At 73.0% G+C, this 23,336-nt stretch carries 20 protein-coding genes; 15 read left to right on the top strand and 5 right to left on the bottom strand.

What is annotated here, in order from left to right; all coding sequences use genetic code 11:
* The first annotated feature begins 74 nt into the window (after window positions 1-74).
* Window positions 75-575, top strand: a complete 501-nt coding sequence (locus SPOPO_RS0107970) for an Lrp/AsnC family transcriptional regulator (protein WP_019874264.1) — start codon at window positions 75-77, stop codon at window positions 573-575.
* On the opposite strand, the gene SPOPO_RS0107965 is transcribed toward SPOPO_RS0107970, so the two are convergent.
* Window positions 576-3,995: an indolepyruvate ferredoxin oxidoreductase family protein gene (locus tag SPOPO_RS0107965; protein ID WP_019874263.1), complete on the bottom strand. Its 3,420-nt coding sequence runs from the start codon at window positions 3,993-3,995 to the stop codon at window positions 576-578.
* Between the two features lie 280 nt (window positions 3,996-4,275).
* Here SPOPO_RS0107965 and SPOPO_RS0107960 point away from each other — a divergent pair, with 280 nt between their 5' ends.
* From SPOPO_RS0107960 to SPOPO_RS0107900, 14 genes are all read left to right on the top strand, one after another.
* Complete coding sequence (locus SPOPO_RS0107960; protein ID WP_019874262.1) at window positions 4,276-5,529, top strand: cytochrome P450; 1,254 nt, start codon at window positions 4,276-4,278, stop codon at window positions 5,527-5,529.
* A gap of 172 nt (window positions 5,530-5,701) precedes the next feature.
* Window positions 5,702-7,150, top strand: a complete 1,449-nt coding sequence (locus tag SPOPO_RS0107955) for an ABC transporter substrate-binding protein (protein WP_019874261.1) — start codon at window positions 5,702-5,704, stop codon at window positions 7,148-7,150.
* Window positions 7,151-7,177: 27 nt separating this feature from the next.
* Window positions 7,178-7,519 (top strand): hypothetical protein, encoded by a 342-nt coding sequence (locus SPOPO_RS32540; protein ID WP_019874260.1) that lies wholly within the window; start codon window positions 7,178-7,180, stop codon window positions 7,517-7,519.
* Window positions 7,516-7,950: a hypothetical protein gene (locus tag SPOPO_RS0107945; protein ID WP_019874259.1), complete on the top strand. Its 435-nt coding sequence runs from the start codon at window positions 7,516-7,518 to the stop codon at window positions 7,948-7,950. Before SPOPO_RS32540 ends, SPOPO_RS0107945 begins: the two co-directional genes overlap by 4 nt.
* Window positions 7,947-10,022 carry an ABC transporter permease gene (locus tag SPOPO_RS31935; RefSeq protein ID WP_156869688.1) on the top strand — a complete coding sequence of 692 codons (2,076 nt, stop codon included), beginning with the start codon at window positions 7,947-7,949 and terminating at the stop codon, window positions 10,020-10,022. The genes SPOPO_RS0107945 and SPOPO_RS31935 overlap by 4 nt, the downstream gene beginning before the upstream one ends.
* A complete protein-coding gene (locus SPOPO_RS32535) occupies window positions 10,019-10,846 on the top strand; it encodes an ABC transporter ATP-binding protein (RefSeq protein ID WP_051098314.1) in 828 nt (275 codons plus the stop codon). Before SPOPO_RS31935 ends, SPOPO_RS32535 begins: the two co-directional genes overlap by 4 nt.
* Window positions 10,839-11,540: an ABC transporter ATP-binding protein gene (locus tag SPOPO_RS0107935; protein ID WP_019874258.1), complete on the top strand. Its 702-nt coding sequence runs from the start codon at window positions 10,839-10,841 to the stop codon at window positions 11,538-11,540. Before SPOPO_RS32535 ends, SPOPO_RS0107935 begins: the two co-directional genes overlap by 8 nt.
* Entirely contained in the window at window positions 11,537-12,850 is a 1,314-nt protein-coding gene (locus SPOPO_RS0107930) for a hypothetical protein (RefSeq protein ID WP_019874257.1), read from the top strand. The genes SPOPO_RS0107935 and SPOPO_RS0107930 overlap by 4 nt, the downstream gene beginning before the upstream one ends.
* Window positions 12,847-13,884 (top strand): glucose-6-phosphate dehydrogenase (coenzyme-F420), encoded by a 1,038-nt coding sequence (fgd, locus tag SPOPO_RS0107925; protein ID WP_051098312.1) that lies wholly within the window; start codon window positions 12,847-12,849, stop codon window positions 13,882-13,884. Before SPOPO_RS0107930 ends, fgd begins: the two co-directional genes overlap by 4 nt.
* Window positions 13,875-14,129, top strand: a complete 255-nt coding sequence (locus SPOPO_RS34760) for a hypothetical protein (RefSeq protein WP_019874255.1) — start codon at window positions 13,875-13,877, stop codon at window positions 14,127-14,129. Before fgd ends, SPOPO_RS34760 begins: the two co-directional genes overlap by 10 nt.
* A 14-nt stretch (window positions 14,130-14,143) precedes the next feature.
* Window positions 14,144-15,208 (top strand): S-methyl thiohydantoin desulfurase family protein, encoded by a 1,065-nt coding sequence (locus SPOPO_RS0107915; RefSeq protein ID WP_019874254.1) that lies wholly within the window; start codon window positions 14,144-14,146, stop codon window positions 15,206-15,208.
* Complete coding sequence (locus tag SPOPO_RS28380) at window positions 15,205-16,593, top strand: hydantoinase/oxoprolinase N-terminal domain-containing protein (RefSeq protein WP_019874253.1); 1,389 nt, start codon at window positions 15,205-15,207, stop codon at window positions 16,591-16,593. The genes SPOPO_RS0107915 and SPOPO_RS28380 overlap by 4 nt, the downstream gene beginning before the upstream one ends.
* Window positions 16,590-18,200, top strand: a complete 1,611-nt coding sequence (locus SPOPO_RS0107905; RefSeq protein WP_019874252.1) for a PucR family transcriptional regulator — start codon at window positions 16,590-16,592, stop codon at window positions 18,198-18,200. The genes SPOPO_RS28380 and SPOPO_RS0107905 overlap by 4 nt, the downstream gene beginning before the upstream one ends.
* 101 nt (window positions 18,201-18,301) lie before the next feature.
* Window positions 18,302-19,912: a PucR family transcriptional regulator gene (locus SPOPO_RS0107900; RefSeq protein WP_019874251.1), complete on the top strand. Its 1,611-nt coding sequence runs from the start codon at window positions 18,302-18,304 to the stop codon at window positions 19,910-19,912.
* A gap of 21 nt (window positions 19,913-19,933) precedes the next feature.
* Here the strand turns inward: SPOPO_RS0107900 and SPOPO_RS0107895 are convergent, their stop codons facing one another.
* The 4 genes from SPOPO_RS0107895 to SPOPO_RS0107880 are packed head-to-tail and all read right to left on the bottom strand — an operon-like array spanning window position 19,934 to window position 23,295.
* Complete coding sequence (locus SPOPO_RS0107895; protein WP_019874250.1) at window positions 19,934-21,115, bottom strand: M20 family metallopeptidase; 1,182 nt, start codon at window positions 21,113-21,115, stop codon at window positions 19,934-19,936.
* On the bottom strand, window positions 21,112-22,026 hold the full coding sequence (locus SPOPO_RS0107890; protein ID WP_019874249.1) for a DUF1028 domain-containing protein: 915 nt from the start codon (window positions 22,024-22,026) through the stop codon (window positions 21,112-21,114). The genes SPOPO_RS0107895 and SPOPO_RS0107890 overlap by 4 nt, the downstream gene beginning before the upstream one ends.
* A complete protein-coding gene (locus SPOPO_RS0107885; RefSeq protein ID WP_028984600.1) occupies window positions 22,023-22,832 on the bottom strand; it encodes an alpha/beta fold hydrolase in 810 nt (269 codons plus the stop codon). The genes SPOPO_RS0107890 and SPOPO_RS0107885 overlap by 4 nt, the downstream gene beginning before the upstream one ends.
* Window position 22,833: 1 nt before the next feature.
* Complete coding sequence (locus tag SPOPO_RS0107880; RefSeq protein ID WP_019874247.1) at window positions 22,834-23,295, bottom strand: YybH family protein; 462 nt, start codon at window positions 23,293-23,295, stop codon at window positions 22,834-22,836.
* Between the last annotated feature and the right edge of the window lie 41 nt (window positions 23,296-23,336).

Genomic DNA, 23,336 nt, shown 5'->3' with positions numbered 1-23,336 from the left:
CGTCACCGGCACGGCCGCAACTTTGGTCGCGTTGGCCATGGATGGCGCGTGCTCGGGTTCCCACACTCGGACGCGTGTCCGACCCCGCCGCGACTTCGACGACCAGCCCCCCGACCAGCCCCCCGACCGGCCCGCCCGCTCCGCCGCTGGACGCGACCGACCTGCGCCTGGTGGAGCTGCTCCGTCAGGACGGGCGCCGCAGCTACACCGAGATGGCCCGCACGATCGGGATGTCGGTGGCGGCGGTCCAGCGGCGGGTCGAGCGGCTCCAGGCCGAGGGGGTGATCCTCGGCTACACCGCGCTCGTCGACCACGCCCGGCTCGGCTGGGCCGTCGAGGCGTTCGCCGAGCTCCGCTACACCGGGCGGACGCCGGTCGAGGACATCGTCCGCACGGCGTCCGGAGTGCCGGAGGTTCAGGCCGTGCACACGATCGCCGGCGAGCTCGACGCGCTCGTGCAGATCCGCGCCCGGGACCTGTCCCACCTGCACACGGTCATCGGTCGGCTTCGCCGGGCCGGCGCCGTCACCGGGACGCGGACGCTGATGGTGCTGGGCTCCTGGACCCGCACCTGATCACCGGTCGACCGGGCCCGCCGCCAGCGCGGCGCGGAACTCCGCGACCCGGGCGAGCTTGATCTCCTCGTAGCCGGTGACCGCCGCCGGCAGCTCGAGCAGCGCCTGCACCGCGTCGACCTGCTCCGGCCGCAGGGCCGCCACCGCCGCACGGGCCGCGGCACGGTACTCCTCGATCACCTCCCGCTCGACCCGGCGCACCTGCGCGTACCCGAACACGTCGAGGCGCGTCCCGCGCAGGCGGCGGGCGGCGTACAGCGTGCGGAACGCCGGGCGCGCCGTCCGGCGGAGGCGGATCTTGCGCTTCATCCCCAGTGCGCGCAGAGCCGGCGGGTGGAGCAGGACGCTGACCCGCGCGTCCGCCCCGAACTCGTCCGCGACGCGCGCCCGCTCCGCCGCGTCGAGGTGGAGCCGCGCGACCTCGTACTCGTCCTTGTAGGCCATCAGCTTGTGCAGACCCCGGGCGTAGGCGTCCGCGAGGCGCACGGCCTCCGCGGGTCCGACCCGCTCCGTCGCGGCCGCCCGCAGCTCGGCGACGTCCGCGGCGTAGCGGCGGGCGTACCGCTCGTCCTGATATTTCGTCAGATCTGCGATGCGCAGGGCCAGGGCCTCGTCCGGCGGCAGCGGGGCGAACGGGACCAGCCCGGCGGCCGTGGCCACGCGCTCGGCGTCGACGACCGCCGCCCGGCCCCACCGGAAGGCGGCGAGCGTCGTCGACACGGCGGCCCCGTTGAGACGGATCGCCTCCTCGACCGCCTCGGCCGAGACCGGCAAGCACCCGTGCTGGTACGCGGCCCCGAGCAGGAGCATGTTTGTGGGCATGTGGTCGCCGAACAGGGCCTCCGCGAGCCGCTGGGCGTCCAGCGACACCGCGGCGGCGCCGTCGGTCGCGGCGAGAATGCGCGCCACCGCGTCGGTCGGCCGGGTCGGCAGCGCCGCGCGGCCGGTGACCATCGCCGCGGTCGGCACCACGTCCGTGTTGATCACCGCGACGGTGTGACCGGGTCGCGCCGTCGCGAGCACGGCGTCGTCGGCGGCGCCGAGCACGTCGAGGCAGAGCAGGACGTCGACGCTGCCGCGGGACGCCCGCAGCGCCCCGCGCACGGGCTTGGCCGAGATGCGGACGTCGGAGACGACCGGCCCGCCCTTCTGGGCGAGGCCGACCTGCTCCAGTCCGGCGGCGTTGCGGCCGTCGAGGTGCGCGGCCATCTGGAGAATCGCCGACACCGTCACGACGCCGGTGCCGCCGATGCCGGGCATGCGGATCAGGACGTCGTCCGCGCCGCGCGGCCCGCCGACCCGGACGATCGGCTCGGGCAACGCCAGCGGCAGGTCCGGCACCGTGCGGCGGCGGTCGCCGCGGGGCTCGACGAGCAGGAACGACGGGCAGTCGCCCTGAGTGCAGGTCAGGTCGGTGTTGCAGGAGCTCTGGTGGATGCGGGTCTTGCGCCCGAACTCGGTCGGCACCGGGAGCACCGAGAGGCAGGTCGACTTCTCGCCGCAGTCGCCGCACCCCTCGCAGACGCGTTCGTTGACCACCACCTTCTCCGTCGGCGCCGGCAGCTTCCCACGCTTGCGCAGCCGTCGTTCCTCGGTGGCGCAGCGGTCGTCGTGGATCAGCACGGTCACGCCCGCGACGGCCGCCAGTTCGGTCTCGGCGTCGGCGATCTCCTCGCGCGGGCGGACCGTGGCGATCGGGTGCAACCGCACCCGGCGGTAGCGCCGGACGTCGTCGGTGGTGACGACGATCCGCGCCACGCCTTCGGCGGCGAGCGAGTGCGTCAGAGTCGCGACGTCGAGCCGCCCGGGCGGTGTCTGACCCCCCGTCATGGCGACGGCGTCGTTGTACAGCAGCTTGTAGGTCATCGAGGCGCCGGCGGCGACGGCGGCGCGGATCGCCAGCGAGCCCGAGTGGTGGAACGTGCCGTCCCCGAGGTTCTGGACGAAGTGCCGGTCGTCGGTGAACGGCGCGAGACCGAGCCACTGCGCGCCCTCGCCGCCCATCTGCGTGATGCCCACCTGCCGTCCGCGCCCGGCCGGGTCCAGCGCGACCATGACGTGGCAGCCGATCCCCACTCCCACGAGGGTGTCGGCGGACGCCTTCGTCGACGTGCTGTGCGGGCACCCTGAGCAGAAGTACGGCGTCCGCCGATCGCTCACGACCGGCAGGTCGATCCGGGACCGACGGGTCGCCAGCCGGTCGAGGTGGGCGGTCGCCGCGGCGGGGAGGCGGTCGCGGTCGAGGAGGCCGCCGAGCGCCCGCGCGAGGTCGTCGGCCCCCACCGCGCCTCGCGCGGGCAGCACCGGGCGCCCCTCCTCGTCCGCCCGACCGAGGACGGCCGGGGCGTCGGGGACGCGGTGGAAGGCGGCCTTGAGCTGGTCCTCGAGGAACGGCACCTTGTCCTCGACCACGAGCACCTGCTCCAGGCCCGCCGAGAGCTCGCGCAGGTCGGCGGGCGCGACCGGGAACGGCAGGCCGAGGCGGATCAACCGGATCCCGAGCGCGTCCAGCCCACCCTCGTCCAGACCCAGGTCGGCGAGCGCGCGCTCCACCACGGCGAACGACGTCCCCGCGGCGAGCAGCCCGAGACGCGGACGGCGGGCGGAGAACACAACCCGGTTCAGACCGCACGTCCGCGCGTACTCGCGGGCGACGTCCAGCCGGCGGGTGAGCAGGTCGTGCTCGGCGTCGAGCGCGGCCGGACCGAGCAGGGTGAAGCGGCGCTGCCGGGCGTTCGTGTCCGGCACCGGCAGGTCGAGGTGCGCGGTGCCCGCCTCGACGGTCACGGAGGCGTCGGCGACGTCCGCGACGATCTTCAGCCCGGTCCACAGTCCGGAGGCGCGGGAGAGCGCGACCGCGTGCAGGCCGTACTCGACGACCTCGGCCACCGACCCCGGCGCGAACACCGGCAGTCCCAGGCTCGCCGCCATCGGCTCGCACGAGCTCGGCACCGTCGAGGACTTGGCGGCCGGGTCGTCGCCGATGAGGGCGACGGCCCCGCCGAGCGGCGCGGTGCCGGCGACGTTGCCGTGCCGGATCGCGTCGGCCGCGCGGTCCAGACCGGGGTTCTTGCCGTACCAGAACCCGACCACGCCTTGGTGCCGGCGCCCGGGGACGAGGTCGAGCAGCTGCGTCCCGGCCACGGCGGTGGCGGCGAGCTCCTCGTTCAGGCCGGGCGTGAACACGACGCCGGCGGGTTCGAGCAGCCGCTGCGCCGCCCCCAGTGCGGTGTCCAGCCCGCCGAGCGGAGAGCCGGGGTAGCCGCTGACGAACACCCGGGTGTTCACCCCGTGCCGGGTGTCGAAGCGGCGCTGCTCGAGCATCAGGCGGACCAGGGCCTGCACGCCCGAGATCAGGACGCGCCCGGAGGTGGCGACGTACTTGTCGTCCAGGGTGATGCGTGCGCCGGTCTCGGTCATCGGTGGCTCCAGCTCGCGGGGAGGGTCGGTGCGAGCAGGACAGCCGCGAGTCCCCGGCCGGGACAACGGCGGGAGCCGGGCCGACCGGGGCACGCGCAAGAAACTTGCGCGGGGTTTCCGGGGCCTTGTCCGGGACGGCGAAGGGGCGGCCCGAGACCTTGGGCGGCTGCCCAATGACCGGTTCGTCCGCCCGCTGCGACGGTGACGGGGCACGAACCGCACACCAGGGCGGCCGGAACAGCAGACCAGCCCAGAAGACAGCACAGAAGGCGGGGCCCCCGTGACCAGCACCCTCCACGTCGAGACCGGCACCGCGATCCTCACGCAGATCGTCCTCGGTGGTCTCCAGGACCCGTTCCCGCTGTACGAGGAGCTGCGGGAGCTCGGCGACGGCTTCCACTGGTGCGCGGAGCTGCGGGGCTGGGTCGCGACGCGCTACGCGGACATCCGGAAGATGGACGAGGACCCGGAGCTCTACTCCAACGAGATGGGGCGGATGACGGGGGCGACCGCCCGCGACGACTCCGACCCGGTCCAGCGGCGCTTCGGCGAGATGACCGACAGCTGGATCCTGTTCCTCGACCCGCCGCGGCACACCGAGATCCGGCGTGTGTTCCGGCATGCCTTCACGCCGAAGGCCGTTGCGAAGTACCGGGCCACCACCGAGCGCATCGCGGACGACCTGCTCGCCGGGTACCGCTCCGGCGACGAGGTCGACTTCATGGAGAAGCTCGCCGCCAAGATCCCGATCGAGGTGATCGCGACGATCCTCGGCGTGCCGGCGAGCGACTTCGAGATGTTCCGCGAGTGGACCGACGCGCTGGTGCTCGCGACCGACCCGTCCGTCCAGGGCCCGGCGCGCACCGAGGCCATTTCCCAGAGCATGCAGCTCTCCGACTACCTGACCGAGATCGGGCTCGAGCGCCTCCGGAACCCCCAGGACGACCTCATCTCGCTGATCATGACGACGGACGTCTCGGACGGTCAGCCGCTGGACCCGGCGGTGGCGATCGCCCAGGCCGTCCTCCTGCTCGGCGCGGGCAACGACACCACGCGGAACCTGCTCGGGAATGCGATCAGCATCCTCGTCGACCGCCCGGAGCTGCAGCAGCGGATGGTGGCGAACCCGGGCCTGATGCCGGAGTTCGTCGAGGAGGTGCTGCGGTTCGACCCGTCGTTCCACTTCGACTTCAAGCGGGTGACGCGGGATCACGAACTGCTCGGCCGGGAGGTCAAGGCGAACACCCCGGTCTTCCACCTGACCGCGGCCGCGAACCGTGACCCGCGGTTCTTCGACGATCCGGACCCGTCGATCTTCGACATCGACCGCCAGAACAAGCGGCACCTGGCGTTCAGCCACGGTATCCACCGCTGCGTCGGGGCACCGCTCGCGCGCATGGAGGCCCAGGTCGGCCTGACGACGTTGCTCGAGCGTTTCCCGAACATCACCCACGGCTCGACCCCGCCGGTCCGCAAGGTCGCGAACATCGTCGCCCGCGGCTGGGAGACGCGTCCGGTGACGCTGCTGAGCTGAATTGAGCTGAGCTGACCGGCCGGGTCGGCCGGCGAAGGGCTTGTTCGGCCCGCCAACTCGCCCCGCCGGAAGTTCGTTCGGCCGCCCATGTCGGACAAACCCACCCATCGCCAAGTCTGAGGACCACACAGCGCCCATCTCGTCAGGGCCCATGTCGTGAGGACGGATCACCATGCGGAGATCGATCACCGTCGTGCTGGCGGCCGCGGTGCTGGCGAGCACCGCCGCGTGCGGGAGTCGCGCGTCGGACCAGGACATCGTCGAGGCCCTCCGCGGGCCCGCCGGTGTCACCGGGTTCGGGGCAGCGCCGGGAGTCGGGGACGGCGTCGGCGTGGGGGCCGTCGACGCCGGGGTCCCGGCGGCCGGGGGGACCGGTGGCGCGGTCGCGCCGTCCGTTCCGGCCCCCGGCGGTTCCTCCACCACCGCGGGTGGCGCGGCTGCCGGAGGTTCCGGAGCCGGGACGACGAGCGGCGGCACCGCGGCCAAGCCGGGTGCGACCGGTTCGAAGCCCGCGGCCGCGACGACGACCTCCGGGCCGAAGGTCGCGAACAAGTCGGTGATCACGATCGGGACCATCGGCAGCTTCTCCGGGGTCCTCGGCGCGGTGACGGCCGGGGCTCCCAAGTCCGTGGCCGCGTGGGTCGGCTGGAAGAACGACAACGGCGGCCTGAACGGGCACCCGATCAAGCTGATCGTCGGCGACGACCAGGGTGACCCCGCGACGGCGCTGACCCTCGCCAAGCGGATGGTCGAGAGCGACAAGATTCTCGCCCTCGTCGGCGACATCCACTTCTTCGGCTACGAGCAGATCGAGCCGTACATGCGCAGCAAGGGCGTCCCGATGGTCGGGGGCGAGGGCGCGCTGGCGAACCGGTTCAACTCGCCGGTGAACTTCCCCATCTCCGCCCAGGGTTCGGTCCAGATCGTCAAGGGCTTGAAGATGTACACCGAGCGCGGCCACACGAAGATGGGCATGCTCTACTGCCTCGAGATCGCCGCGCTGTGCGCGACCCTCCACGACGAGGTCAAGGCCTCCGAGGTCGGCAAGTACATCGTCCAGAGCTACCAGGTGTCGCTGGTCGCGCCGAGCTACACGAGCCAGTGCCTGCGCATGAAGCAGGGCGGCCTCGAAGTCATCTACATGCTGATGGACACCGCCGGCGCGGCCCGGTTGGCGAAGGACTGCGCGGCCCAGGGCTTCAAGCCGAAGCTGCTCCTGCTCGGTCTCGACGTCACCAAGGACATGCCGACGATCCCGTCGCTCGCCGACGCGCTGCTGCCGGGCGCGACCGTCTCGCCCGGCGCCAAGGGTGTGCCCGCCGTCGACCACTACCTGAAGCTGATGGACACCTACGCGCCCGGCACCGGGGTCAGCGGGTTCGGCGCCCAGGCGTTCGCCTCCGCCCTGATGTTCGGTCACGTGGGCCAGAACATCTCGGACACCCCGACGTCCGCGGAACTGCTCGCCGCGCTCTACAAGGTGCGGAAGGAGACCCTCGGCGGGTTCATCGTCCCCGTCACCTACAGCAAGACCGGCACGACCGCCGCGCCGTGCGTCTTCATCTGGGGCGCCGGCGGGGGGAAGTTCACCGCCCCCGAAGGCGCGAAGCCGCTGTGCTGACCCCCCACGTCGAGTCGGAGGACGAACATGAGGACTGACCTGCTCGGCTGGATGCGCCTGCAGTGGGACCGGGCCGCCGCCTGGGGGTGTGTGCTCGCCGGTGTGATCACGCTCTTCATCGGCTGGCTCGGGGTCAGCGGCACCGCCTTCACCGCCAAGCAGTTGCCCTACATCGCGGGCTGCGGGCTCGGGGGGCTGTTCCTGCTCGGCACCGGGGCGATGCTCTGGCTCTCCGCGGACCTGCGGGACGAGTGGCGCAAGCTCGATCGCATCGAGGCGACGATCCGCGAGGCCGGGCTGGCCGCGCTGGCGGCGTCCGCGGTGCCGGCGGCCGATCGCGACCTGTACGTGGTGGGTCGCAGCCAATGACGACTCCCTGGACCCGCGTCGACGCCGTGCGGACGGCGGTCCTCGCCGCCGTCGGCGCCGTCGTGTGGGCCGTCGGCTGGTTCGGGGTCTCGGGGGAGCCGGCGCTGGAGGACCAGATCGCGCCGATGAACCTCGCGGTGGTGGGGGTGGTGCTCATCGGGATCGGCTACAGCAGCTGGTTCCTCGCCGGCCGCCGTGCGGTCGGCACCCGGCGGCGCGCGGTGCTCGCGCTCGTGCCGGAGGTGGCGGCCGCGCCGGCCCCGGTGGGGGCGAACACGGCGAGCACGCCCCCGGCTGACGGGTTCCTCGGGTCGGAGCGCCTCTACCACCGACCCGACTGCGCGATGACCGCCGACCGCGCGTGGGAGGTCGAGCCCCGCGCGGTCCACGAGCGGGCCGGCCGGACGCCGTGCGGGGTGTGCCGACCGTGAACGCTCTGACGACTGTGAAGACCTCGGTGAAGACTCCGCTGAACCGCCTCACCACGCGCCTGGGCTACACCGGGTGCTGGGTGGCGGCGGCTCTCGCCGTCGTCGTGATCGGCTCCCCGATCGCCACGGCCCGGGACATGTGGCCGTTCGTGCTCACCGGCATCTCCGACGGCGCGGTGTATTCGTTCGCCGCGCTCGGCCTGGTGCTCACGTTCAAGACCTCCGGCATCTTCAACTTCGCGATCGGTGCGCAGGCCGCCGCCTCCGCCTACGTCTTCTACTCCTTCCGCATCGATGCCGGGTTGCCGTGGCCGGTCGCGTTCACGCTCTCGCTCCTGCTCGTCGGGCTCGGCGGCGCCTTCCTGCTCGAACGCATGGCGTTCTGGCTGGAGGAAGCCCCCGCGATGATGAAGGTCGTCGCGACGATCGGTCTCGTCGTCCTCCTGCAGTCGGTGCTCACCGGCGCCTACGGCACCGTCACGCTGCAGTTCCCGCCGTACCTGTCTCAGCAGTCGATCGAGATCGCCGGCACCCAGGTGCTGGCGAGTCAGATCATCGTCGTCGGGCTCGCGCTCGCCGCCACCGTGGGGCTGACCCTGTTCTTCCGGCGCAACCGAATCGGTCTGGCGATGCAGGCCCTGGTCGACGACCCGGAACTGCTCGCCTCGCAGGGGACGAGCCCGATCACGGTCCGCCGCTACGCGTGGGCGATCGGGTCGTGCTTCGTCTCGGTGTCCGGGATGCTCATCGCCCCGGTGCTCGGCATCGACGTCAACGTCATGCTGCTGCTCTACATCACGGCGTTCGGGGCGGCCGCACTCGGCGCGTTCGACAACCTCGTCGTCACCTTTGTCGCGGCGATCGGCATCGGCATCGCGACCAACGTGATCGGCAACGAGCTCGCCGGCAACAGCAACGTCTGGGTCACCTCGCTCTACGCCCAGGTTCCTTTCGTCGCGCTCGTCCTCGCGCTGCTGTTGGTCCCGCGGGGGCGCCTCATCGAGCGCGGCAGCAAGCGGGTGCGGAAGCTGCCGCCGCTGCGCCGGCTACCGTCCCGCCTCAGCGCGGGGGCAGGCGTCGCCGGGGTGGTGCTGTTTCTCGCGCTCCCGGCGATCGTGCCCGGCCCCGACCTGAACCAGTTCACCGTGGGCATCGGGTTCGCGGTCGTGCTGCTGTCGCTCGGGTTGCTGCTGTGGTCGTCCGGTCAGATCTCGCTGTGCCAGATGGCGTTCGCCGCCGTCGGGGCGTCCACGTTCGCCCACCTGCAGCAGGCGGGCTTCCCGTGGCTGATCTGCCTGCTGTTCGCCGGTCTCGCCGCGATCCCGGCCGGTGCGATCGTCGCGATCCCCTCGTTCCGCCTCTCCGGCGTGTACCTCGCGGTGGCGACGTTCGGCTTCGGTCTGCTCGCGCAGAACCTGCTCTACACGTCGGGGCTGATGTTCGGGCTGGACAACTCCGAGCTGATCGAGCGGCCGCGCCTGTTCGGTCTGTCGACCGACGGCGACCGCGGCTACTACTACCTCGTCGTGGTCATTGCCGCGCTGCTGGCGGGTCTCGTGCTGCTGGTCGGGCGCAGTCGACTGGGCCGGATCCTGCGGGCGCTGGCGGACTCGCCGGCGGCGCTGGACGCCCACGCCGTGCGCACCAAGGTGACGCGGCTGTCGGTGTTCTGCCTCTCGGCGTTCATCGCGGCGATCGGTGGTGCGCTCATCGGCGGCGCGACGCTGGGCGCCGGTGGCGACCCGGGCGGGCCGTTCGGGTACTTCAACTCCCTCGCGCTGATCGCGGTGCTGGCGTTCTGCGGGCGCCGTCCGATCCTCGGTCCGATCGTGGCCGCGTACCTGTTCGCCGTCGCGAAGATCTACCCGCCGATGGACACGGAGTTCTTCACCGACTACCGCGGCGCGATGTTCGGTGCGCTCGCCCTGGCGGTCGCGCTGGCTCCCGGTGTCCGGCTGCCCGCCCTGCGCGAGCGGGGCGCCGAACGGGGCGAGCGGTCGCCGGTCGCCGCGCGGGCCGAGGGCGACCCCGAACCGCTCGTCGAGCGCGAACTGGTGGGAGCGGGCCGATGAGGGAGCGTCAGACTTCGGACCGTCAGCACGCGGCCGGCGTCGGGCCGACGTTGGCCGTCGAGGGCGTCACCGTGCGGTTCGGTGGTCTGACCGCGGTGTCCGACCTGTCGCTGCGCGCGGAGGGTGGCACGATCACCGCGCTGATCGGACCGAACGGCGCCGGCAAGACGACGACGTTCAACGCGTGCACCGGGGTCGTCCGCACGCAGACCGGCCGCGTCCGGCTGGGGAACAAGCGTCTCGACCACCTCTCGACGCCGGCCCGCGCGGCCGCCGGTCTGGGGCGGACGTTCCAGCGCATGGAGCTCTTCGACTCGATGACGACGGCGGAGAACGTCGCGATGGGGCCGGAAGGTGTGCTCTCGTCCCGGCGGCCGTGGGGCCAGTTCTGGGCGCCGCGCGCCGAGCGCCGGGAGATCGCGGAGCGGACCCGGGCGGCGATCGCGCGCTGCGGCCTGGAAGCGGTCGCCGACCGGCGGGTGCGTGACCTGTCCACCGGCCAGCGCCGCCTGGTCGAACTCGCCCGGGCGATCGCGTCGCCGTTCCGGTTCCTGCTGCTCGACGAACCGTCGTCGGGTCTGGACGTGCACGAGACCGAGGAGTTCGGCGCGGTCCTCGCCGGCCACGTCCGGGACACCGGCATCGGCGTCCTCCTCGTCGAGCACGACATGGCGCTGGTCGCCGACGTCTGCTCGCAGGTCTACGTCCTCGACTTCGGCAAGTTGATCTGGTCCGGCCCGACCGCGGAGGCGATGACCTCCGAGACCGTTCGCGCCGCCTATCTCGGCGGCGACGTCGGGGAGGAGGAGCTCGCCGATGCTTGAGCTGACGAACATCTCGGCCGGGTACGACACCGGTCTGGTCCTGCGCAACGTGAATCTGACGGTCCCTCCGTCGTCGGTCGTCGCCCTGCTGGGGGCGAACGGGGCCGGCAAGACGACCCTGCTGCGTGTCGCGTCGGGTCAGCTCCGGCCCACGACCGGATCCGTGTCGCTGGAGGGCAAGGACATGACGGGCAAGCGTTCGGAGCAGCTCGCCCGGCGCGGTCTGTGCCATGTGCCCGAGGGCCGCGGGATTTTCCCCTCGCTGACCGTCGCGGAGAACATCCGCCTGCAGACCCCGCCCGGCGTGGACAAGCGGAAGGCGATCCGTGACGTCGCCGACGTGTTCCCGCGTCTCGGTGAACGGCTCGACCAGCGCGCCGGGACGATGTCCGGCGGTGAGCAGCAGATGCTCGCGCTCGCCCGGGCCTACATCAGCTCACCGTCGGTCGTTCTGCTCGACGAGGTCTCGATGGGTCTCGCGCCGCGGATCGTCGACGACATCTTCGTCTACCTCCGGCGGCTCGCGGACGCCGGCATCTCGCTGCTCGTCGTCGAGCAGTACGTCGCCCGTGCGCTCGAACTCGCCGACTACGTCTACATCCTCGACCGCGGCCGGCTGACGTACGTCGCCGAGCCGTCCGAGATCAGCGAAGAAACGATTGCGCACTCGTACCTGGGAGGCCTCGCATCATGACCGCTCGCATCCTCACCGCCACCGCGCTGGTCGCGGTGGTCGCCGCCGGGGGGCTGGCCGGGATCGGGTCCGCCTCGGCGGGGACGTACGTCTACGACCTGTCGGCCGAGGCCGTCGCGGTGCAGTCGACGCTCACCGACCCGAACACGCCGCTCGGTCTCCCGTTCTCCGTCGGGTCCTACGGCGCCGGGGCTCTCCTGTCGAGCTCCGGCGAGAGCACAGCCGACGCGGGTGCGCCCTACTCGCCGCTGCTCTCGACGTTCCCGGCCACCGGCAACGGCCTCGTGCAGAGCGCGAGCGGCGTCGGGCTCCCGGTCGTCCCGTCGTTCCCCGGCTACGTGCGGGCGAAAGACCCGGTGCTGCCGCTCGACAAGCAGACCGCCGGCGGCTACGAGCTCGTCGCCTCCGCCCTGCCGAAGCAGGCGGTCGGCAAGGTCAGCATCGGCGGTCAGGCGGCGACGTCGGAGCAGAACAATGCGTTCGCCGTCGCGAACAGCGTGGCGGGCGACGACCACATCTTCACCGAGGGCGCGGCCGGCGTGCACGCGCTGACACTCGAGGGCATCCTCGACGTCTTCAACGTCTCGTCGTACGCGAGCCTGACCCAGACCGCCGGCGGTTCCGTCGTGCCGCGGACGACGACGTCCCTGGGCACGATCACCTTCTCGCGGCTGACCTCGGGCCTGACCAAGGACGGCCTGACGGCGTTCGGGTCCGAGCCGACCCCGCTCGACGTCAGCAGCCTCGGCGCGCTGAACGAGGCGCTGAAGCCGGCCGGCATCACGCTGACGTACCTGCCCGAGCAGTACCGCTACACCGACGGCACGACGAGCACCGGGCCGAAGGTGAACGAGCGCAAGACCGTCGCGGGCGTGACGTCCGGCGCCCTGCGGATCGCGATCGTCGCGGACTCCGACCGCGGCACCACCACCGAGACCCTCACCGTCGGGCAGGTCACCCTGGCGGCGAGCGGCAACGCGCTGAACGCCACCGGCAGCGGGATCTCCGCCGGGGGAACGGTCGGCACGGGGGTGAGCCCCGGCAGCGCCGGCGGCGTGGACTCCGTCGTGGGTGACCTCGGGACGGACCTCGCCGGCGCGCCCGGGGCCGGGATCCCGGCCACCGGGGTGATTCCGAGCGACGCCGTCCCGACGCAGAACTTCGTGCCCGCCGTCGCGGCCGGCGGCACGATCCTGGACGAAGGCCGCACCGACTTCGGGAGCTTCTACGTGTTTCTCGCTCTGGCCGCGCTGGTGGCCCTCGGCGCCGGTCAGGCCGTGCGCGTCCTCGCCGTCCGGCGGTCGGCGTGAGTGCCGCGGGGGGCGCGGAGCGCACCAGCGCCGTGCGCATCGGCTACAAGGCGTCGGCCGAGCAGTTCGGTCCGCGGGACCTGGTCGAGTTCGGGGTCGCGGCCGAGCGCTACGGCTTCGACTCGGCGGTGGTCTCGGACCACTACCAGCCCTGGCGGCACAACGGTGGGCACGCCCCGTTCTCGCTGGCGTGGATGACGGCCGTCGGCGAGCGCACGGAGCGGATCGTGCTCGGCACCTCGGTGCTGACCGCGACCTTCCGCTACAACCCGGCGGTGATCGCGCAGGCGTTCGCCACGATGGGGTGCCTGTACCCGGAGCGAGTCATGCTCGGCCTCGGCACGGGCGAGGCGCTGAACGAGATCGCGGTCTCCGGGATGGAGTGGCCCGCGTTCAAGGAGCGCTTCGCCCGGATGCGTGAGGCGATCGAGCTGATGCGCCGCCTGTGGACCGAGGACAAGCCGGTCGACCACTCCGGCGAGTACTACACGACGGTCGGGGCGACGCTGTACGACCGGCCGGAGCAGCCGATCCCGATCTACGTCGCCGCCGGCGGGCCGGTGGTGGCCCGCTACGCGGGCCGGGTCGGGGACGGGTTCATCTGCACCTCGGGCAAGGGCATGGCGCTCTACCAGGAGGAGCTGGTGCCCGCGATCGACGAGGGCATCTCCCACGCCGGGCGAAGCCCGGAGAGCCTGGACCGGATGATCGAGGTCAAGCTCTCCTACGACGCCGACCCGGAGTACGCGCTGAACGCGACCCGGTTCTGGGCTCCGCTGTCGCTGACCGCGGAGCAGAAGCACTCGGTCACCAGCTCCCAGGAGATGGAGCGCCTCGCCGACGAGCTGCCGATCGAGCAGGTCGCCAAGCGATGGATCGTCGCGTCCACGCCGGAACAGGCGATGGAGGGCATGCTCCCGTACCTGGAGGCCGGCTTCACCAACCTGGTGATCCACTTCCCGGGCGCGGACCAGGTCCGGTTTATGGAGCAGTTCTCCGCCGACGTGATGCCCCGACTCCGGTCATGGAGCTGACCGATCTGCGGATCACCGCCGTCGGTTCCGAGGCGGTCCTGGCCCGGGTCGTCGTGCTGCTGACCGCGCGCGGCGCCCGGATCCGGGAGCTCCAGTGCCGGACCGTGCCGACCGGGACGACGCGGATCTCGTGCACGGTCGAGACGGCGAACGGCCGCGGCGGTCGCGTCGCCGCCGCGGTCGCGCGCATGGTGGACGTGACCGATGTCGAGGTCGAATCTGCGAGGCTGGTCGCGCGGGCGTAGGACCTGGAGGTGGCGTGCGGCTGTTCGGCCCCGAGGGCGTCGACGACCTCGCGCTGGGCGCGCTGTTCCACGGCGGCGGTGGCGGCGGCGACCCGTACCTCCCCCGGCAGATGCTGCACACGGCGCTCGAGCGGCACGGCCCGGTGCGGCTGGTCGACGCCGAGGAGCTCGACCCGGACGGCCTCGTGCTGCCGGTGCTGACGGCCGGAGCGCCGCACTCCGTGATCGAGAAGTTCCACGGTCTCGAGGAGGCGGCCGCGCTGCGGGCCGCGCTCGAGGCCCACGCCGGGAGGCCGGTCGTCGGGGTGCTGCCCGTCCAGCTCGGCCCCGTGAACGCGCTGCTGCCGCTCGTCGCCGCGGCGCAGCTCGGTCTGCCGTGCCTCGACGTCGACGGGATGCGGCGCACGTTCCCCAAGCTCGAGATGACGGTGTTCGCGCTCGCCGGGCTCCCGATCTCCCCGATCATCCTCGTCGACTCGGCCGGGTCCTCCGCGGTGCTGACGGCGGCCGACAACACCACCGTCAGTTCGCTGCTCCGCAGCTGCCTGCCGAGCATGGGTCTGGTCGCGATGTGCAGCGCCTACCTGCTGAACGTGCAGCAGTGCGCGGAGGTCGGGTCGAAGCGCGCACTGACGCAGTGCGCCGCGTTGGGGGCGGCGCTGCGCAGCGTCGAGCCGGGGCCGGCGGAGAACTACGTTCCGTTCCTCGAACTGTGCGCCGGCCGGATTCTCTTCAGCGGCGTCGTCCACGAGGTGGTGCAGTCCCTCGACGAGGGGTTCGCCAAGGGGACGCTGAGTCTGGAGTCCACCGACGGGACGCGGTCGCTGCGCATCGACTTCCAGAGCGAGAACCTCGTCGCGACCGAGGACGGCGTCCCCGTCGTCACGGTCCCCGACCTGATCAACCTCGTCGACATCGACTCCGGCGTCCTGCTGCAGTCGCCGGACGTCGTCGTCGGCCAGCACGTTCACGTGATCGCGAGCTCCGTCGACCCGCAGTGGCACACCCCGGCGGGCCACACCTGCGCCGGACCACGGGCGTTCGGCATCGACCTCGACGTCGTCCCCGCGCGCGCGTGAGTGCGGCGGACCGGCGGGTCGGGCTCGCGGTCGGGCGGCGGGACGCGTGCGCCGTCGTGCTCGGACCGGGGGACGAGGTGCTGGCGCGCGCGGTCCTGCCGGACGACGCGAACGACTACGACCCGCCCGACGCGGATCCCGCGGCCACGGTCGCGACCCTGCTCGACGCCCTCGGCGCGGCCGCGGCGCCGGGGCGGGTCGCCCGCGTCGTGCTGGCGGCGGCGCTGACACGTCCGCTGCACCGTCCGGCGGAGTGCGCCCGGGTCGGGGTGCTGCGCATCGGTGCGCCGGCGACCGCGTCGGTCCCGCCGTTCCCGGGCTGGCCGGACCGGCTGACCGCCGCGGTGCGGGGTCCGGTCGCCCTGGTCGCGGGCGGACACGAGTACGACGGACGCGTCGCGGCTCCGCTCGACCGCGCCGCGGTCGAGGCCTTCGCGCGGACGTGCCGGACCCGCCGCGAACCCGTGGCGGCGGTGGCGGTCACGGCGGTGCACGCGCAGGCGAACGGCGCGCACGAGCAGGAGGCTGCGGTGCTGCTCGCGGACGCCCTCGGCCCGGAGGTGCCGGTCGTGACCGGCGGCGACGAGGGCGGTCTCGGCCTGCTGGAGCGGGAGAACGCGGCGATCCTCGACGCCGCGCTGGCCCCCACCGCGCGACGCGTGCTCGACGGGGTCGCCGCGGTCCTCTCCGAGCGCGGACTGGTTGACGAGCTCTACCTGGTGCACGGCGACGGGACGGTGTTTCCCGCGCAGTCGGCGGCCCGCCGCCCGCTGCGGACGGTCGGCGCGCTGCACAGCAGCGCCCGGGTCGGTGGGGTGCACCTGGCCGGAGAGGCGACCGTCGTGGTGATCGACGACGACGGCCGCCGGGTGCGGGTCAGCGCGGCGGTGGACGGCTGGCCGCAGGAGTCGGGCCGGCTGGTCGAGGTGCTCGGTATCCGGACGAACCTGCGCGAGGTGCGCGTGACCGAGGCGCCCCCCGACACGCCCGGGCCGACGATCGCGCGGGCGGTCGCCGGGCTCACCGGGCCCCTGGTGCTCGTCCGCAACGCGCGTCGGCTGCCCGATCTGCTCCTGCCGGGTCGGGTCCTCCGCCCGGACGACGCGCCCTTCGCCGCGGCGATCGGGGCAGCCGTCGGCGAGGCCGCCGGAACGGTCGACCGGATCTTCTGGCTCGGCGAGCGCACTCGCGCCGAGGTCGTCGCCGAGGCGCGCGGGCTCGCTGCGGAGGCGGCGATCCGGGCGGGCGCGGACCCGCGGCGCGTCCGGATCGGCACGGTCTCCGAGACGCTGATGACCTATGTGCCGACCTCCTGCATCCGGATACGGGTGCGGGCGGTGGGCCCGGTGCTCACCGTCGGCGCGGACCGGGAAGGGGAGCGGTGAACGACAACTTCGTGACGGTACGTCAGTTGCTCGGCATGGGACTGCTGGCGCACGAGGTTCTCGGCGGTGAGGTCGGCCTCGACCGACCGGTGCGCATGATCGTGCCGACCGTGTCCGCGACCGAGGTCGGCGCGCTCGCCTCCGGCAGCCTCGCCGTCTTCGGTCCCGAGCACCTCGCCGTCGAGGATCTCGCCGCGGACCTGGTGCTCCGGCTCGGCCACAGCGCCGGGCTGGCCGGGATCATCGCCGAGCGGCCGCGCCGGCCGGTCCCGCTCGTCACCCGCCGGCTCGCGGACAAACTGGCGGTGCCGCTGATCGTGGCCGAGGGCGTGGCGCCGGCCGCGCTGGCGGCGACCTTCGACCCGTACGTCCGCGCGCCGGAGATCGCGGGTCTGCGGATCCTCGGCACCACCGCCGACCGCTTCTCCACCCCGCCGTCGAGCCCGGAACAGCTGACCCGCGTGCTCGGTCAGGCGATCGGCGGTGCCGTCGTTCTCGTCGACGCCGAGTGCCGGTACGTCGCCGGTGACGAATCCGCGTTCGAGCTGACGCTGCGGCCGGACATCGCGGCCCACCTGGGCGGAGCGCGCCCGACGGCCGCGACGTTCCCGCTCGGGGGCGCCGACGTCGCGCTGCTGCAGCCGGTGCAGCGGGACATCACCGCGCACGCCGGGTACTGGCTGATCGCGCGGCTGAACACCGCGACCCGCGCGCTGATCGGGCCGATCCGGCAGTCGATGTCGATCGCCGCGCTGGCGTTCGCCGTGCATCTGGCCGCCGGGGCGGTCCAGTCGGAGCGGGAGGGCCGGCAGCGGTCGGTCCTGCTCACCGCGATCCTCGACCAGGCCGAGGCGCCGTCGGCGCGCGCGGTGGAACGGGCGACGGCACTCGGGTGGCGGCTCGCGGGCTGGCACACGGCGGTGCAGATCGCGGTGTCCCGGGCCGGGACAATGCCGCCGCAGTCCGAGCTCGTGCGGGAGCTCGAGGAGGAACTGGCCCGGCGTTCGGTCACCTCGACGCTGGTGGAGCGCTCCGAGGGCTGGGCGTTCTGGGTCACCGCCGAGACCGAGGCCGACGCGCTCGACACCGCGCCGCTCCTCGCGGCGGTGCAGGGGACGCTGCGTGCCGTCGAGGCCGACCATTCCGGGCTCTCGCTCTGCGCGGGGGTCGGTGGGGCGCACGCCGGGACGGCCGGCATCGCCGAGTCGCTCGGGGAGGCGCGCCAGGCCTGCCTGCTCGCGCTCACCGAGGAGGGAACCGGCGTGGTCGAGCACGTCCGCGCGATGAGTGCGAAGCGGCTGCTCATGGGCTGGTACGCCTCCGCTCCGCTGCGGGCGCAGGCGGCCGAGATCCTCGCCCCGCTGACGGCGGCCGACCCGTCCGGGGAGCTGGTGCGGACGCTGCGTCGCTATTTGGACCGGGAGTCCTCGGCCACCGACACCGCGGCGTCGCTGCGGGTGCACCGCAACACGGTCATCGCGCGCATCGACCGGATCCGGAAGCTGCTCGCCGTCGACCTGGACGACCCGGATGACCGCCTCGTGCTGCACCTCGCGACACGAGTGGCCGGAGTCACGTGGGCGGACGAGAGCGACGGAAACATGTGATAGGCAATCTGCCTACTGGCGGCCATTTCAGTGGGCAGATTGACTACTGAACCCGGATGCCGTCGTTCCTACTCTCCGGAGCAGGCGAAACGGAGACGGCGATGACTGCACTGGAGAACCGACCCGGCACCGAGGCCTGCCCCCCGCCCGGCCTGGGGATCGGCCGGCTGCTCGGCCGCGGGTGCTTCGACGTGGTGACCGCCCCCGGCGGGCTGGACCGCGAGGTCCGCGGCGTCACGATCTGGGACCCGGCGGTCCCCGACGCGGTCGAGGCCGGCGACGTCGTGCTCGTGCCCGCGCCGGACCTTCCGCCGGCGCTGGTCGACCAGGTCCTCACCGCGGCGTCCGACGCCGACGCGGCGGCGGTCGTGGTCAAGGCCCCGGGCGATCCGGCGACGTTGCGGCGCCGGGCGGACCGGCTCGGCGTGACGGTGCTGGTCGCGGCGGCCGAGGTGCCGTGGGACGACATCGCGACGCTCGCCCGCTCCCTGGCCCCCGCCGATCGGCTCTCGCGGGCGATCGGCCGCCCGGCCGTGCTCGACCTGTACGAACTCGCCGAGGCCGCGGCCTACCTGCTCGAGGGGCCGATCTCGATCACCGACGAGGAGCTGCGCCCGCTCGCCTTCGCGAACCTCGGCCACCCCGTCGACCAGCTGCGAACCTCCGCGATCCTCGCCCGGCGCACCCCGTCCGACGCGCGCACGTGGCTGGAGGACTCGGGCCAGTGGGCGCGCCTGCGCAGCGGCCGCACGCCGATGCGCATCGACATCCCGGGGGCGGCGCCGCGCGCGCTGTGCCCCGTCGTCGCCCGCGACGCGATCGTCGGCTACATCTGCCTGGCGGCGGGCGGTGCCCCGCACTGGGAGCCCGACCTCGACGCGCTCGCCGACGTGGCCGCCGCGGCGGCGCCGTTCTTCAGCGCCCCGCTCCGCGGTGTTGACGCCGACCTGCTCGCCGCGGACCTGCTGCGCAGCGTCCTGCGGGGGACCGCGTCGCTCTCGGCGCTGGCCGCCGAGTTGCTGCCGGGGCCGGGCCAGGACTCCTGGTGCCTGATCGCGCTCGGCGCGAGCGGGTGCGGCAGCGGGAGTCCGGTCGGGAGTGCGAACGGCACCTACGAGGACGACCGGCAGCTCGCCGCGTACGCCCGCCTGCTGCGCCGGGGCTCGGCGGCCGCCGTGCTCGACGGGCGGGTCTATCTGCTCACCCCGCACTGGGGGTCCGAGGACGTCGTCGCCCTCGCCGAGCGGATGCGCCAGCGCGCCGGCTCCCTGTTCTCGGCGACGTTCTCCGCGTGTGTCAGCGACGCGCTGACCGGGGACGTCGAGATTCCTGGCATCCGCCGCTCGCTCGACCGCGCCGTTGACCTGCTCGCGTCACAGTCCCGGCCGCGGACGGCGCTGCTGGCGGAGGTCCGGCCGAACACCGTCCTCGCCGAACTAGGCGAGATCGTGAAGGGCAACCCGGGTCTGCTCGACGGCGTCCTCGACGTCCTGCAGACCGGCTCGGCGCGGGACACCGACTACCTGCGGACACTCCGCGCCTACTTCGACGCCGGCTGCGACGTCAGCGAGGCCGCGAAGCGCCTGCAGATCCACCGGAACACCTTGCGTTACCGGCTGCACCGCATCGAGGCGCTCTGCGAGGTCGACCTCTCCGACCCGCAGCAGCGGTTCCTCGTCGAGCTCCACACCCGGCTGCTGCCGATCACCTGACCTTGCCTCAGTTCCCGCCGGTCACGTGATCCCGGCGACGCTCTCGGCGAAGAACCGGGCGAAGCTGGTGTAGAGCCCGGCGAAGGACTCCGCGGCCTTCGTCAGTTCGGCGACCTCGACGTACTCGTCGGCGGCGTGGGCGACGGTCATCGAGCCCGGCCCGTAGACGACGGTCGGGATGTCGAGCTGGTTGCGCAGGAACCGGGCGTCGGTGCCGAGGCACAGGCCGCGCACCGGCGTCGGGGTGCCGACGCCACCGCAGACCTCCTGGAGGTAGCCGACGAACGGGTTCTCGGCGGCCAGCTCGGACGCCTCGGCGAAGCCGAGGACCTCGAGCGAGTAGGAGACGCCGAGCGGGTCGAGAATGACGCGGAGCGAGTCGACCGCCTGCTCGCAGGTCTGGCCGGGCAGAACCCGGCGGTCGATCTCGAGGACGCAGTGGCTCGCGACGACGTTGGGAGCCGTCCCGCCGCGGATGACGCCGACGTTGCAGCTGGGCCGGCCGAGCAGCAGGTGCGGCTCCGGGTCGAAGTGGGCCAGGTGCAGTGCCTGCGTGACGCGGGCGGCGTCGGCGACCGCGGAGTGCGCGGCGGCGGGGTCGCTGCCGTGGCCGGCCCGACCGAAGATCTCGATGCGCGCGAGGAGCACGCCGCGCTCGGCGATGCACACGCCGAGTTCGCTGGGCTCGGGCACGACGGCGGCGTCCGCGGTGATGCGCCCGGCGTTCAGCAGCGCCGCGGTGCCCCAGCGGCCGCCGGTCTCCTCGTCCGCGACGAGGTGGAAGACGAGGTCGGTGTCGAGGCGGACGCCGGCGTCGAGGCAGGCGCGCAGACCCTCGATGGCGGCGGCGATGCCGCCCTTCATGTCACAGGCCCCGCGGCCCATCAGCTTGCCGTCGCGGACCACGCCCGCGAACGGTGGCACCGACCACTCGCTCTCGGTCACGGGGACGACGTCGAGGTGCCCGTTGATCATCAGGATCGGACGGGACCGGTCGCAGGGCCCGACCGTCGCGAGCAGCGACGGCCGGCCCGGAGCCGGTTCGAACACCTCGACATCGGCGCCGAGGCCCTTCATCACGTCGGTCATCAGCGGGACGATCGGCGACTCGTTCCCCGGTGGGTTGCGGGTGTCGCACTGGATCATCGCGGTCGCGAGATCGACGCAGCGGCCGGTGTCGACCGCGTTGCGGGCGTTGGTCAACGGACGTACTCCTCGACGTTGCTGAGGAAGCCCAGCGGGCCGATGCCCGCGAGGAACTCGCGAAGCCCGGGCCGGTAGGAGAACAGGTCCGCGAACAGCGCGCGGGCCTCCTCGGTGCGGCCGCTGCGGGCCAGCAGCACGGCCCGCCAGAAGTCCGGCTCGCGGTTGTCGGCGCCGAGCAGTTCGGCGGCGGCGGCGAGGCCGGAAAGTTTCTCGGTCAGCAGTTCGTCGCTGACGCCCTCGTAGGGGCCGATCGTCAGGCCGGGGGCGAAGATGACGCCGCCGACGAGGTCGAACGCACGGTGGCGCGGCAGCAGCCGGGCGAGCTCGCCGATCGGGTCCGGGTGGTCGTCGACGCGGATGTCGAGGAGCACCTCGTTCCACGGCTTGTCGGTGCGGTTGCCCGAGTACACGCGCAGGACCGCCGACTGCGAGCCGCGGACGTCGCCGCCCGCGGCCTCGGCGGCCTGCATCGCAGCCATCACGCGCTCGGCGAGGTCCCCGTCGGTGGCCAGGTACGCGTCGAGCATGTCCGTGTAGACCGCGGGCGAGGCGAGCATGTTGCCCTGCACCGTGACGCCCTCGCCGACGAGGTGACCGGCGTGCGGGGCGCAGCTCGACCCGGTGTGCGCGGCGGCCCGGCCGGACGCGTCGACGAAGCCGACCTGCCGGTACGCGGCCAGCTCGTCGGCCGCGAGCAGCGCGTCGAGCGCCGCCTTCGGCTCCTCGCCGGCGCGCATCCGCTCGATGCCGTGCGGGCCGTGGTCGACGTTGACGAAGGCCTGCGTGGCGGCGACGCCGACCCCGGCCTCGCCCCAGCCGACGAGGCGGCCGACGCCGAAGAAGTGCGACTGCCCCGCCACGGCCAACTGGCCGGTCTCCGCGTCGTGGGCGACGATCGAGTACGTCATGCGGCGCCCTCGCTCTGGGTGATGTTCTGGACGAGGAGTTCGGCGACCCGCGCCGGCTGCTCGAGCATCGGCAGGTGGCCGAGGCCCGGCAGTTCGACGGCGGTGCCGCCCGTGACCGAGGCGATCTCGGCGGTCATCTCCGGCGGGCACGTCGGGTCCTCGGTGCCGGTGGCGGCGAGGACGGGGACCTTGATGCCGGACAGGCCGAGGTGCCGGATGTCCGCGCTGAACGCGCCGCGGAGGATGCCGGTGATCACCGCGGTGTCCCGGGCGCCGACGGCGGCGGCGAGCGAGGCGAGGACGAAGCGGTCGTCCCGCGACGCCGCCCCGACGACCTGCGGGCCGAGGTCCGCGAAGTAGCGGACGGTGCCCTTGGTCTCGAGCTCGGTCACCATCGCCTCGATGGCCTCGGTCGGGACGCCGACCCCGAGCGTGCTGCCGAAGCAGGTGACGCTGCGGACCCGCTCCGGGAGGAGCGCGGCGGCCGCGAGGGAGATCGTGCCGCCGAGCGAACCGCCCGCGAGGTGGGCCGAGTTCAGCGACAGGCCGTCGAGCACGGCGACCACGTCGTCGAGCCATCCGCCCTCGATCGCGAACGGGCCGGTCATCGGGGACCGGCCGTGGCCGCGCAGGTCCAGCGCGACCACCGGCCGGTCGAGGAGCTCGGCGACCGGGTCCCAGACCAGGGCGGCGGTGTTGATGGGGTGCACCAGCACCACCGTGCCGTCCGCGGTCGGTTCGCCGAACACGTCGACCGCGATCGGGCCGACCGGTCCGTCCACGGTCCTCGACTGACGGGACGTCATGTCATTCCGTCCCGTACTTCAGCGCGCCCTCGGGGGCGGCCTCGCTGACGTGCATGTGCCAGATGCGCCAGTCCGGGTTCCCGTTGCCGTCGTCGCGGCGGTAGAACTCGGTGTTGCGGAAGCGGGTCACGCCGGAACTTTCGAGCTTGCCGGTGGGGGTCGGCATGACGAGCTCCGCCTCGGCCTCCGAGGTGAGCAGGGCGACGTCGCCGAAGACCTGCACCGTGGGGGGCTCGGTCTCCTCCAGGCGCACGATGTCGACCCCGACGGCCCGCAGGTTGTTCCACAGCTTCGCCTTGTCGGCCTTGCCGCGGTAGGTGAAGCCGTTGAGGTTGAACTGCAGGTACCCGTCCCCCTCGGGGAAGAACGGCAGCATCGACTCGGCGACCAGCCCGAGGTTCGACTTGTTCCAGCCGTTGTGGACTTCGAGGATCGCTGCGGTGTCCTTCTCAACATCGGTCATGGCGTGCTCCAGTTTCTGAGTGCGGGTCAGGCAGGACGGTG

It is taken from the genome of Sporichthya polymorpha DSM 43042, assembly GCF_000384115.1.
Taxonomy (GTDB): Bacteria; Actinomycetota; Actinomycetes; order Sporichthyales; family Sporichthyaceae; genus Sporichthya; species Sporichthya polymorpha.
This window is presented reverse-complemented; position numbering and strand designations above follow the sequence as displayed.